Source organism: Allobosea sp. R86505 (genome assembly GCF_042466375.1).
Classification (GTDB): domain Bacteria; phylum Pseudomonadota; class Alphaproteobacteria; order Rhizobiales; family Beijerinckiaceae; genus Allobosea.
Genome location: NZ_JAXHPY010000001.1, coordinates 2,152,181 through 2,164,741 on the forward strand (window position 1 = coordinate 2,152,181; position 12,561 = coordinate 2,164,741).

The following is a 12,561-nucleotide window of genomic DNA, read 5'->3' on the forward strand; positions in this document are numbered from 1 at the left end:
CCCCCACGTTATGCGGGAGCCGCGTTCACGGATGCACAGCATATACGAATCCCCGGCCGGTACGGTTCCCGAGATGGACAGTGCAGAGCCGGACGTCGCGCCGGCATCGCTGCGCCCCGGATACGCCCGGAGGTTGCATTAACGCTCGGTTTACCGCGTTTCCTTAAGGTCTCACAGGATTGCTGAGGCCCGAAAAGGACCCGACGACCATGCATGCGCTCGCGCGAGTTGCTCCTGTGCCGGCCAATGAGGATCTCCCGGCGGACAGCGCCGCGGCCGCGGCCGTGCGGGATATCGCCGAGCGGTTCGGCAAGCTCGGAGCGGAGATCACCGACATCTCCGGACGCATCGGCGACGTGACCCGTCAGCTCGACGGGCAGACCCAGGGTCTGCACCGCGTCGTCGCCGCCGTCGACCAGGTGTCGCGGGCGAACCGCGCCATCCAGCAGGCGGCCGAGGGGGCTCAGACGACCGCGTCGACCGTCCGCAACGGGCTGGAGCGGGTCACGGGTTCCGTCAGGCTCGGGCTGAATTCGGCGCAGTCCGACATCGAGGCCCTCTCGCAGGGGGCCCAGTCGATCTCTCAGGCTCTCGCCCAGGCTGTCGCGGATGCGCACAAGGTGCGGGCCTCCAGCGATGCGATCCAGGCGATCACCCGCGAAATCCAGCTGCTCTCGATCAATGCCGGCGTCGAGGCGGCCCGCAGCGGGGCCGCCGGCCGCGGCTTCGCGGTGATCGCCGCTGCGGTGAAGCATCTCGCCGAGCAGACGCGCGATGCCACCGCGCTCAGCTCCAAGCAGCTCGATGCGCTGGTGAACTCGGTCGACCTGCTGGCGAGCAAGAGCGAGGAGAACGCCCTGACGGCCCGGCGGGCCAGCGACGAGAGCCAGTCGATTGCGCAGCAGGTCGGCGAACTCGACAGCTTCAGCCGCGGCGTCGTCGAGCTGATCGGCGAGATCGACGCGATCTCCAATCCGACCCGGGACAACGCCATCGCCTTCGCCAAGGTCGGGGAGGACCTTCGGGCCCTCGTCGACGGCGTCGACCATTCCAGCGAAAACCTCGACAAGGCCTCCCAGCGCGCCGAGACGCTCGTTGCGATCAGCGAGGGCATCCTCGGTGCGATCGCGGCGTCGGGCGTCCGCACCGCCCAGTCGGAGCTGATCGCCACGGCCATGGAAACCGCCGCCCGTATCGGCGGGCTGTTCGAGCAGGCGCTGGACCGGGGCGAGCTGTCGCTGACCGATCTCTTCGACGAGGGCTACCAGCCCATCCCTGGCAGCGACCCGGTCCAGCACATGACGCGGTTCGTCAAGCTGTGCGACCGCCTGCTTCCGCCGATCCAGGAGCCGTTGCTGGCGTCCAACCGCCGGATCGTGTTCTGCGCGGCTGTCGACCGCAACGGCTTCCTGCCGACGCACAACGTCAAATATTCCCATCCCCAGGGGAATGACCCGGTGTGGAACAACGCCAACTGCCGAAACCGCCGGATCTTCGACGACCGGACCGGCCTAGCGGCGGCGCGCAACCGCAAGCCGTTCCTGCTGCAGACCTACCGGCGCGACATGGGTGGCGGTCAGTTCCTCGTGATGGAGGACCTGTCGGCCCCGATCATGGTCAAGGGCCGCCACTGGGGCGGCTTTCGCTTCGGCCTCAACGTCTAGCGACCGGACCGGCCTTCTACCTGTGTGACGTCAGTTTCAGTTGAGTTAAGTCGTTGGGCCCCGCGCCATGCATATCGCGCCGTCATTTCCCAATCTTTCGGTGCTCCTGATCGATCCGAGCCCGCATTACCGGCGCATCATCCGGACGATGCTGTATCAGGCGCAGTTGCATCGCATCTTCGAGGCGTCCGATCTTCCCTCCGCTGCGACGATGTTCATCCAGAAGCAGCCCAACATCGTGATCCTCGACTGGGACATGCCCGATAACGGCAGCACCAAGTGTCTCGCCGCCATTCGCTCCTTCAAGACCTCGCCCTTCGCCAAGGCACCCGTGCTGGTGATGATGGAGAAGCCGGACCGGCGCTCGGTCCTCCAGGCGGCGAAGCTCGGCGCGCACGAGATCATCACCAAGCCGATCTCGCCCAACAACCTCTGGCTGCACCTCTCGGGGATCATCAACATACCTCGCAAGTACCGCGAGGCGAGCGGCAGCATCACCCTGGTCCCGCGTGCGATCAGCAACAGCATGTTCTGACGGACTAGGCTCCGGAGCGCGGTGAAGGGGCTGCAAACCGCCGGTCTGGCGCCCCCAAAACGCGGCTGCCACCACCGCCATGCCTAAAAAGTTGACGCTACGTCGTGCGGTTAGGGAAATTTTTACCAGTCGGACGCGATGATGAGTGGCGCAATCCTGGGTCGTGTCTCATGGTCATCACCGTTTCCCTTCCGACGTTCCTCGGCCGCTCCGAAGCGGCCACCTTCCGCAACCAGCTGCTTGTCGCGCTGGAGCAGAAGGAGAGCATCGCCGTCGAATGTGCCGAAGCCGGGCCGCTGCCCAGCCTCTGGGTCCAGTTGCTGCATTCCGCCGCGACCAGCGCCAAGGCGCGCGGTCTGTCGGTCTCGCTCAAGGCGGCTTCCGCAGAATGCCGCGAATCCCTGCGGGCGATCGGTTTCGATCCCGCTCACAGCGCTCTCGTTCTGGAGTGATTTGAATGCGCATTCTCGCGATCGACGATACCAAAACCCTGCTCAGTCTGCTCAGCCTGACTTTGCGCAATGCCGGCCATGAGGTGGCCGAGGCGGAAAACGGCGAGGACGGTCTGGCCAAGTTCGACCAGTTCAAGCCCGATCTCGTCATCACCGACCTCAACATGCCGCTGATGGACGGAATCGAGTTTACCCGCGCCTGCCGTGCCCGCCCTGCCGGGCAGAACACGCCGATCATCGTGCTGACCACCGAGAACGGTGCCGAGATCAAGGCGGAGGGCCGCCGCGCCGGTGCCAGCGCCTGGATGGTCAAGCCGTTCGAGCCGAACACCCTGCTCGGCCTCGTCGCCCGCTACCAGAACTGAGGCTTGCGTCCATGGATCCGTTGGCGGAACTCAAACAGACTTTCTTCCAGGAATGCGAAGAGCTCCTGGGGGCGCTCGAGCTGCGACTGCAGGCGCTGGACGAAGGCTCGACGGATCCTGAGGATGTCAACGCTGCCTTCCGGGCGATCCACTCGATCAAGGGTGGCGCCGGCGCCTTCGGCTGCACCGAACTCGTGGCGTTCGCGCATGTCTTCGAGGCCTCGCTCGACCATCTGAGGTCGGGCCGCGTGGCGATCGAGGATGCACCCTTCACCCTGTTCCTGCGCTGCTCGGATGCGGTGGCCGACCTTGTTTCGGCGGCCCGCAACGACGAGCCGGCCCGGCCCCGCCCCGATCTCCTCGAGGCGCTCGAGCAGGTCGGCAAGGCCCCCGGCGAAGCGCCGGTCGCGGCTGCCGCGCCGCCTGCGCCGCCCCCGCCCGCCCCCGCCCCCGCCCCCGCAACTGCCAAGGATGAGCCGCCCGGCGTTGCCGCACTCGGCAATTTGTTGGCGATGGTGGAGGCCAAGACCTCCGGACCCGATTCGGGCTGGGACGACGAGCCGGCCAAGGCCGCCGCCAGCAAGCCGGGCCGCGACGTGATCCTGCGCATCGCCCCCGAGGCGGACCTGTTCCGCCGGGTGATCGAGCCGCGCGTCGTGTTTGCCTCGCTTCCGGCCGACGACATCGTCTCGATCGCCTGCGATCTCAGCCATGTGCCCTCGCTCGAGACCATCGACGTCTCCGACTGCTTCATGCGCTTCGTCGTGACGATGCGTACCGAGCTGTCGGTCGAGGAGATCTGCAGCCGCTTCGACTTCACGCTGGCGACCGAGGAATTCCAGATCGAGGTCCTGGCCGAAACCGCCAATGAGCCCGCGGCGGCGCCTGCGCCGGCCCCTGCGGCTTCGCCGGCCGCCAGCGGCGAGGTCTCCGGCTCGGTCGCGGCCGATCTGTCCGCCATCCTCGCCAAGCTCGGGCCAGCCTCGGCGGCCGTGGCGACGCCCGACATCCAGCCTGCCGCTGCCGCGCCGGTGGCGCCCCCGGCCGCCGTGGTCGAGGCTCCGCCCGCCAAGGCCGCGCCGCGTGCGCCCGCCAACGACGCGGCCGCTGCGCGCCAGCGCACCGCCGTCAGCGTGCGCGTCGACCTCGACCGCATCGACAAGCTGATGAACCTGGTCGGCGAGATCGTCATCACCCAGTCCATGCTGGTCGAATGCGTCCGCTCGCTGCCCTACGACGTCTACGCCAAGACCGCCGAAGGCATCCTAACGCTCTCGCGCCAGACCCGCGAACTCCAGGACCATGTCATGGCTGTGCGCGCGCAGCCGGTGAAAGCCGTGTTCCAGCGCATGCCGCGCCTCGTTCGCGAACTCGCCCAGACGCTGGGCAAGGAAGTGCGCCTGGTGCTGGAGGGCGAGAACACCGAGGTCGACAAGACGATCATCGAGGAACTGGCCGATCCGCTGACCCACATGATCCGCAACTCGATGGATCACGGGCTGGAGACACCGGAAGACCGCATTGCCGCCGGCAAGAGCCCGGAAGGCACGATCAAGCTGATCGCCGAGCATCGCGCCGGGCGCATCGTCATCTCGGTCACCGATGACGGCCGCGGCATCGGCCGCGAGAAGCTGCTGGCGAAGGCGAAGTCCCGCGGTCTGGTCGGGGCCGACGAGAGGCTGGCTCCGGAGGAGATCGATCAACTCATCTTCGCCGCCGGTCTGTCGACGGCCGAGGTGATCAGCGACGTCTCGGGCCGCGGCGTCGGCATGGACGTGGTCCGCCGGAACGTCGAATCCCTGGGCGGCCGCATCAGCGTCGACTCCGAGCCCGGCCGAGGCTGCAAGTTCACGCTGGCCCTGCCGCTGACGCTCGCCGTCCTCGAAGGCATGGTCATCCGCTGCGGGTCGGACCGCTACGTCATCCCGATCGCCAGCGTGATCGAGACGCAGCACCTCGCCTCGACGCCGATCGAGCATCTCACTTTCGGCCAGGAGGTCCTGCGCTGGCGTGGCGAGATCACGCCGCTGCATCGTCTCGGTGCCGTGATGGGCTCTTCGGGCACCCGCAACGAGAACATCATCATCATCGCGGAGACCGAGCGCGGCGACAATGTCGGCATCGCCGTCGACGAGATCCTCGGACAGCAGCAGGTGGTCGTGAAGAGCCTCGAAGGCAATTACGGCACGGTCCACGGCGCGTCTGCCGCCACCATTCTGGGCGACGGCCTCGTCGCGCTCATCCTCGATGTCGACTCCATGCTGCGCCTCGCCGCATCCGGCGAGCGTCCTCCCGCAACCGAACTGAAACTGGCTGGATAATCCAATGACCCTGCAACTCGGCGAAAAGCATTTCTCGTCGGCGCAGCCGGAATCGGCGGCGCGCCGGATCGTCACCTTCAAGGTCGGTGATCGCACCTTCGGCATCGATGTCGGCATGGTCCGCGAGATCAAGGGCTGGCAGGCCACGACCCCGCTGCCGCATGCGGCTCCGCATGTCCGCGGCGTGCTCAATCTGCGCGGTGTGATCCTGGCGGTCTACGACCTGCGCACCTCGATCGGGCTTGGCACCACCAACGCCACGGCCACCCATGTGATCGTCGTCGTCGACATCGAGGACAAGGTCGCCGGCCTCCTCGTCGATTCGGTTTCCGACATCGTCGACGTGCCGGTCAGCGCGGTTCGCCCGGCGCCCGATCTCGAGCGCGACGAACACGGCCTGATCGAGGGCCTCGTGCTGCTCGACACAGACATCGTCGCCCTGCTCAACCTCGCGGCGGTCATCCGCGACGGCGGCGTCGAGGGCCAGGTGGCAAAGGTCGCCCGCGCGAGCTGAACGACTCAACAAAGACGGGCCCGAGGAGTGGCGTTGCTGGAAGCGCGGGCCGAGCAAGAAACGACATCAGAAATGGGCAGCGCCCTCGGTCCATCAACACGCAACGGCTTCGAACTGCCGCTCCTGCTCGCCGCCACCGTCGCGGTGGCGGCCGGTGCGGCCGGCAGCCTCTCCTACCAGGCCGCCCTCGGCCGCCTCGACGCGATCTCGCTCAGCAGCCTCGGCGCAGCGGGCCTGTGTGTCGTCGGCGTCTGCACCTGGATGGCCGGCCGTCATATCCAGTCTCCGCTGCGGCGCTTGCGCGAGGCTGTCGCGCAGCTGCAGGCGGGTGAAGACGTCGCTGTAGCCGGGATCGAACGCGGCGATGCGATCGGTGATCTGGCCCGGTCCCTGAAGAGCCTGCACGAATCCGGCGAAGAGGCCGCGCGCATTCGCGCCGCGCTCGACGGCTGCCGCACCAATGTGATGGTCTGCGACGCGGAGGGGCGCGTGGTCTATGTCAACGCCTCGCTGCTGCGCTTCTTCGGCGAGGCCCAGGAGGATTTCCGCATCGCCTTTCCGGGCTGCTCGGCCAAGGACATGCTCGGCCGCGTCATGGAGAGCGTCCAGGCGCGGGCCGGGGTGCAGACGGTCGGCCCCCAGGCGATCCGCTTCGCGCTCGGGCGCCGCACGGTCTCGCTCTCGTTGTCGCCGGTGACGCAGGCCAACGGCCGCCGGCTCGGCACCGCCGTCGAATGGGTCGAGTTGACCGACGAACTGGCGGCCGCCGCAGAGGTCGCCGACATGGTGGCAGCCGCTGTCGAGGGCGATTTCTCGCGCCGCGTTCCGGTGGCGGGAAAGCCCGACGGGCTGCAGCGCATCGCCGAGGGCATGAATCAGATCAACGCGGTGGTCGAAGGCGCCGTCGGCGAGTTCGCCCACGTCGTGGACGGGTTGGCCGAAGGCGATCTGACGCGACGCATGTGCGGCGATTATCGCGGGCGCCTCGCCGAGCTGAAGAACAGTCTCAACGACGCCTTGTCCCACCTGTCCGAGACCGTCGCGACGATCCAGGGCACGGCCGGCCATGTTGCCCGCGCCGCATCGGAGATCGACTCGGGGGCCGGCGATCTCGCCGAGCGCACCGAGCAGACGGCCGCCAATCTCGAGGAAACCGCGGCGACGACCGAACAGCTGGCGGCCTCGGTGAAGCACAGCGCCGGCCGCTCGCGCGTCGCCACCGATCTCGCCAACGAGGCGATGGGCGTGGCGCAGGACGGCAAGACGGTCGTGGCGCAGGCGGTCGGGGCGATCGAGCGGATCGAGACCTCGTCGGTGAGGATTTCCGAGATCGTCTCCGTGATCGACGACATCGCCTTCCAGACCAACCTGCTCGCCCTCAACGCCGCGGTCGAGGCGGCACGGGCGGGGGATGCCGGCCGCGGCTTCGCCGTGGTGGCCTCCGAGGTGCGCGCGCTGGCGCAGCGCTCGGGGCAGGCGGCCAAGGACATCAAGGGGCTGATCGTCAGCTCCAACGAGCAGGTCGGCGAGGGTGTGCGCTGCGTCCGCTCGACGGGCGATGCGCTGGAGCGGATCGTCGAGGCGACCGGCAAGGTCTCGACCACGATCGTCGAGATTTCGCAGGCCGCCGCCGAGCAGGCCCATGGCATCGAGGAAATGAGCCGCGCGATCGCCCAGATGGACGAGACCACGCAGCAGAACTCGGCGCTGGCGGAGCAGAGCGCGACCTCCGCGACCGAGCTGATGGATGAGATCGCGACGCTGCGGCGGCTGGTCTCCTTCTTCCGGGCCGAGGGGTCCGTGGCGCCCGTCGCGACGCGCGGCGCGGCCGAGCCGGCTAGGGCCGTGCGTGTCCCGACGCCGGTGGCGGCGGCCCGTCCCGTTCCGAAAAACAACGACGTCCGCCGGCCCGAATCGGCGACGAAAACCTGGCAGGAGCCCCGTCGGCGTGTCGCCGGCGGCGGACGTGCCGATGACTGGGCGGAGTTCTAGTGGCCATGTCGAGATCCAGTGCAGCCCTCGCTCAACCGCAGCTGGCCGACGTTACGCTGACGCGTGACGACATGGGCTTCATCTCCAAGCTCGTCTACGAGCATGCCGGCATCGTTATCCGCGAGCACAAGGAAGCCATGACGCGCGGGCGGCTGGCACGGCGCGTCAAGGCGCTTGGCCTCAATTCTGTGGCGGAATACTGCGCTTATCTGAAGACGCCGCAGGCGGCCGACGAGATCCCCGAGCTGATCAACGCGGTGACGACGAACCACACCTCGTTCTTCCGCGAGCGGCACCATTTCGACCATCTGCGCAAGGATGTCCTGCCGCGGCTGGTGCAGGAGCGCGCCGGGCGGCGCGGACGGATCCGGATCTGGTGCTCGGCGGCCTCCTCTGGCGAAGAGCCCTACAGCATTGCCGCAGTCTCGCGCGACGTCGTCGGCAACCGCAGCGACGTCGACTTCAAGATCCTGGCGACCGACATCGACACCGACATCCTCGCCAAGGCCGAGGCCGCGGTCTATTCGCCGGATCAGTTCGACCGCCTGCCGTCCGACGTCAAGCCGCTGCTCAAGCTGGAGAATTCCGGCCGCGGCGAAGCCCGCATCAGCGACGATCTGCGCCGGATGATCTCCTTCAAGCGGCTCAACCTGATCGAACGCTGGCCGATGAGCGGACCCTTCGACGTGATCTTCTGCCGCAACGTCTTCATCTATTTCGACACGCAGACCAAGGCCTCGATCCTCGACCGTTTCGTCACGCTGCTCGCGCCTGGTGGCTTCCTCTATCTCGGCCATTCGGAATCGCTGCCCCAGCCCCACCCTCAACTCCGGCTGATCGGCCGCACGATCTATGAGAGACTGCCATGAGCGTCGCGCGTTCCTCCCGCCGCTATTTCGACCCGCGCTTCGAGGCCACGATCATCACGGTCGCTCCGGGCGAGCATGAGATCACGGCCGCCAAGGACGAGATCGTCGCCACCGTCCTGGGCTCCTGCATCTCCGTGTGCATGCGCGACCCGCAGGCCGGCGTCGGCGGGCTCAACCATTTCCTTCTGCCGAAGAACAACGGCGCCTCCGACGCCAGCGCCGGCGAGCGCTATGGCGACACAGCGATGGAGGTTCTGATCAACGGGCTGTTGAAGCGCGGGGCGAGGCGCGGCAATCTCGAGGCCAAGGTGTTCGGCGGTGCGCGTGTCCTCTCGGGAGCGACCATGCTGGCGATCGGCGACGGCAACATCGCGTTCGTGACCGAGTTCCTCAACCGCGAGGGCATCCCGGTCGTTTCCAAGGATGTCGGGGGCACGCGCTCGCGGCGCATTCACTACCAGCCCTCCACGGGGCGGGCCTGGGTCCAGCACGTCCAGTCGACGGCGCGCGATCCCGACCACCAGCAGGAAGTCGCCTATCTCAACCGGCTCAAGACCCAGCCTGTGGCCGGTGAAGTGGAGGTCTGGTGATGCCGATCGGTACTCCCTCCGCCGCCAACCCGGTCAAGGTCCTGGTCGTCGACGATTCCGTCCTGATGCAGAAGCTGATGACGCAGATCATCGACGGAGCTCCGGGCTTCAAGGTGATCGGCATCGCCGGCAGCGCCGAGGAAGGCTGGGACAAGATCCAGGAACTGCGCCCGGACGTCGTCACGCTCGATCTCGAACTGCCCGGTCGCCATGGACTCAAGCTTCTGGCGCGGGTGCTCAAGCAGGACCCGCTGCCCGTGCTGATCGTCTCGGCCTTCGGCGGGCCCGGCGCCGACAACACGATCCAGGCGCTCGAACTCGGCGCGATCGACTTCATCGAGAAGCCCGACGGCACGACGCATACGCTCGAGAGCTTCATGAAGCATCTGGTGGGCGCGTTGCAGCGCGCCTCCGCCAGCCGGCGGATGTTCGCCTCCCGGCGCGAGAGCGCGCCGGTGCGCGTGGCGGCCCCGCGGGAGCCCGCCCGGATGGGCGGCAAGGCCTCCTTCATCGCCATCGGCGCCTCGACCGGCGGCGTGCCGGCGGTGCAGGTGGTGATGCGTGATCTGGCGCATCTGCGCCTCCCGATCGCGGTCGTCCAGCACATGCCGCCGGGCTATACGGCGAAGTTCGCGGCGCGGCTGGCGACGGCGACAGGGCTCGACGTGCGCGAGGCCAGCGACGGCGACAGGCTCAAGCCCGGCATGGCCGTGGTCGCGCCGGGCGGGCCGCGCCATCTCGAGATCGAGGAGCGGCGCGGCGAGTTCGTCTGCATGTTGCGCGAGGGGCCGCTGGTCAGCGGACATTCCCCCTCCGTCGACGTCATGTTCCACTCCGTCGCGCGCAGCCTCGGCGCGAACGCTATCGGCATCCTGCTGACCGGCATGGGGCGCGATGGCGCTGAGGGTTTGTTAGCCATGCGCAAAGCGGGGGCGGAGACGTTAATCCAAAGTGGGGAAACCTGCGTGGTAAACGGGATGCCGAAAGCGGCATTCGAAATCGGTGCCGCCGACCGGGTTGTCGCGCTCGACCAGATCGGAGCTGCGGTCAGCAACCTGCTCGGCGAGCGGTCGCACCTGCGGACCGCATAAGGAGATCGTGATGAAGGCGAGAAGCGAGTACAGGATCCTCGTGGTCGACGACCAGAAGAGCATGCGCGGCCTCGCGACGTATTTCCTGAAGCAGATCGAGTTTCAGGACATCGACGAGGCCGAGAATGCGCGCGAAGCGCTGATGAAGATGCAGACCAAGCGCTATGATCTGCTGCTTCTGGACTGGAACATGGACGGCATGAGCGGCATCGACCTGCTGCGCGCCATCCGCTCGGTGCCGGAGCTCAACCAGATCAAGATCATCATGGCGACCTCCGAGCGCTCGGTCGACAAGATGGACGAGGCGACGTCGAACGGCGCCGACCATTACGTCGTGAAGCCCTATGAGCTGCGCGATCTCGAGGTGCGCGTGAAGAAGGTGCTGTCGCTGAGCAACTGAGCCGCGCCGGCGCGGGCTTCGCGCCGCATCCGGATTAGTGTTCGAGATGTGCCCCGCGCCGGAAGGCCGCGGGGCACATCCATTTCGGGATCGACGTCGTAGATGGCATGATCGCGTGATCCGGAGGGGGCGGCCCACCGGCAGCCAGGAGGGATCGTGTCATGACAGTGCGGCGTCGAGACGTTCTGGGATGGCTGGCGGGCGCCTGCGCGCTGCCGGCGGTGGCAGGCCCGGCCCTTGCGCAGGGCGTGCCTTCGGCGTCCAGCCTCACCTTCGCGCGGGTCGGCGGCGGGCGGTTTTCGCTGGCCGATTACCGCGGGCGGCCGGTGCTGATCGTCAACACGGCGACGAATTGCGGTTTCGCGGGGCAGTTCGCTTCGCTGGAGCAGCTCTGGCAGCGCTATCGCGCGCGCGGCCTGATGCTGATCGCCGTGCCCAGCAATGATTTCGGCGGGCAGGAGCCGCTGGAGGGCGCCGCCATCGCCGAGGCCGCGCGGCAGACCCATGGTGCGACCTACGCCTTCGCCGAGAAGACGGTGGTCCGAGGCCCCGAGGCGCACCCGTTCTATCGCTGGGCGGCCGCGCAGCGCCCGACCGAGACGCCGCGCTGGAACTTCCACAAATACCTCGTCGGCCGCTCCGGCGAATTGCTCGGCGGGTATTCCTCGATCACCGATCCGATCGGGCCGCAGCTGGTGCGGGCGATCGGCCAGGAGCTGCAGGCAGGCTGACAGCGCAGGCGTGGCGAGCGCCGCGGACATGGGCGCGGGATAGGCGGCTGGCACCGATTTCGCTAAGCCGCGTCGTAATCCCCGCCTGCCGCCGAGGTTTTCCATGTCCCGCATCGTGACCGTCGCCGCCGCCCAGCTCGGGCCGATCCAGAAGGCCGAGACACGGGAGCAGGTGGTCGCGCGCATGCTGGCGCTGATGGACGAGGCGAAAGCGCAGGGCGCGGACCTCATCGTCTATCCTGAACTCGCTCTGACGACCTTCTTCCCGCGCTGGTATCATGAGGATCGCGCCGAGGCCGATGCCTGGTTCGAGGCCGCCATGCCCAATCCGGCGGTGCAGCCGCTGTTCGACCGGGCCCGCGCGCATGGCATGGGCATGAGCTTCGGCTATGCCGAGCTGACGCCGGAAAGGCAGCATTTCAACAGCTCGATCCTGGTCGACAAGAGCGGCGCCATCGTCGGCAAGTACCGCAAGATCCATCTGCCGGGGCATGTCGAGTACGACCCGACGCGGGCGCATCAGCATCTCGAGAAGCGCTATTTCGAGCCCGGCGACCTCGGCTTCCCGGTCTGGCGGACGATGGGCGGCCTGATGGGCATGTGCATCTGCAATGACCGCCGCTGGCCCGAGACCTATCGCGTGATGGGGTTGCAGGGCGTCGAGATGATCGTGCTCGGCTTCAACACGCCCTCGGTCAACGGGCACAAGGCGAAGGAGGGGATGGCGCAGCGCCTGTTCCATCATCGCCTGTCGGTGCAGGCGGGCGCCTACCAGAACTCCTGCTGGGTCGTGGCGGTCGCCAAGGCCGGCAGCGAGGACGGCCACCATCTGATGGGCGGCACGCTGATCGTGAACCCGGACGGCGAGATCGTCGCCGAGCTCGAGGGCGAGGCCGACGGCCTCATCGTCCACGCCTGCGATCTCGACGACACCCGCTTCGGCAAGCAGACGATCTTCGATTTCAAGATGCACCGGCGGATCGAGCATTACGGGCCGATCACCGGCCAGGTCGGCGTGGTCGAGCCGGAGTGAACCG

At 67.6% G+C, this 12,561-nt stretch carries 13 protein-coding genes; all 13 read left to right on the forward strand.

The genetic code is table 11. The features are described from left to right. The first annotated feature begins 209 nt into the window (after nt 1-209). The 13 genes from SJY11_RS10395 (at nt 210) to SJY11_RS10455 (ending at nt 12,557) form a co-directional block, all read left to right on the forward strand. The gene (locus SJY11_RS10395; protein ID WP_376986520.1) at nt 210-1,664 is read left to right on the forward strand and encodes a methyl-accepting chemotaxis protein; all 1,455 of its coding nucleotides are present in this window, start codon (nt 210-212) and stop codon (nt 1,662-1,664) included. 67 nt (nt 1,665-1,731) lie between these two features. After that, entirely contained in the window at nt 1,732-2,199 is a 468-nt protein-coding gene (locus tag SJY11_RS10400) for a response regulator (RefSeq protein WP_305689453.1), read from the forward strand. A gap of 170 nt (nt 2,200-2,369) precedes the next feature. Then, complete coding sequence (locus SJY11_RS10405; protein WP_069055910.1) at nt 2,370-2,651, forward strand: STAS domain-containing protein; 282 nt, start codon at nt 2,370-2,372, stop codon at nt 2,649-2,651. Between the two features lie 5 nt (nt 2,652-2,656). Next, a complete protein-coding gene (locus SJY11_RS10410; protein WP_054210774.1) occupies nt 2,657-3,016 on the forward strand; it encodes a response regulator in 360 nt (119 codons plus the stop codon). 11 nt (nt 3,017-3,027) lie between these two features. Further along, nucleotides 3,028-5,337 carry a chemotaxis protein CheA gene (locus SJY11_RS10415; protein ID WP_376986521.1) on the forward strand — a complete coding sequence of 770 codons (2,310 nt, stop codon included), beginning with the start codon at nt 3,028-3,030 and terminating at the stop codon, nt 5,335-5,337. 4 nt (nt 5,338-5,341) lie between these two features. Beyond that, nucleotides 5,342-5,851 carry a chemotaxis protein CheW gene (locus SJY11_RS10420; RefSeq protein WP_376986522.1) on the forward strand — a complete coding sequence of 170 codons (510 nt, stop codon included), beginning with the start codon at nt 5,342-5,344 and terminating at the stop codon, nt 5,849-5,851. Nucleotides 5,852-5,923: 72 nt separating this feature from the next. Beyond that, entirely contained in the window at nt 5,924-7,843 is a 1,920-nt protein-coding gene (locus tag SJY11_RS10425) for a methyl-accepting chemotaxis protein (RefSeq protein WP_376986523.1), read from the forward strand. 5 nt (nt 7,844-7,848) lie between these two features. After that, entirely contained in the window at nt 7,849-8,712 is an 864-nt protein-coding gene (locus SJY11_RS10430) for a CheR family methyltransferase (RefSeq protein WP_376986524.1), read from the forward strand. After that, nucleotides 8,709-9,302, forward strand: a complete 594-nt coding sequence (locus tag SJY11_RS10435; RefSeq protein ID WP_069055904.1) for a hypothetical protein — start codon at nt 8,709-8,711, stop codon at nt 9,300-9,302. The genes SJY11_RS10430 and SJY11_RS10435 overlap by 4 nt, the downstream gene beginning before the upstream one ends. Further along, nucleotides 9,302-10,393, forward strand: coding sequence for a chemotaxis-specific protein-glutamate methyltransferase CheB (cheB, locus tag SJY11_RS10440; RefSeq protein ID WP_376986525.1), 1,092 nt, complete (start codon nt 9,302-9,304; stop codon nt 10,391-10,393). The genes SJY11_RS10435 and cheB overlap by 1 nt, the downstream gene beginning before the upstream one ends. Nucleotides 10,394-10,403: 10 nt before the next feature. Beyond that, nucleotides 10,404-10,793, forward strand: coding sequence for a response regulator (locus tag SJY11_RS10445; RefSeq protein WP_066722099.1), 390 nt, complete (start codon nt 10,404-10,406; stop codon nt 10,791-10,793). Between the two features lie 161 nt (nt 10,794-10,954). Next, nucleotides 10,955-11,524: a glutathione peroxidase gene (locus tag SJY11_RS10450; protein ID WP_376986526.1), complete on the forward strand. Its 570-nt coding sequence runs from the start codon at nt 10,955-10,957 to the stop codon at nt 11,522-11,524. A gap of 103 nt (nt 11,525-11,627) precedes the next feature. After that, nucleotides 11,628-12,557, forward strand: a complete 930-nt coding sequence (locus tag SJY11_RS10455) for an N-carbamoyl-D-amino-acid hydrolase (protein ID WP_376986527.1) — start codon at nt 11,628-11,630, stop codon at nt 12,555-12,557. Nucleotides 12,558-12,561 lie beyond the last annotated feature (4 nt).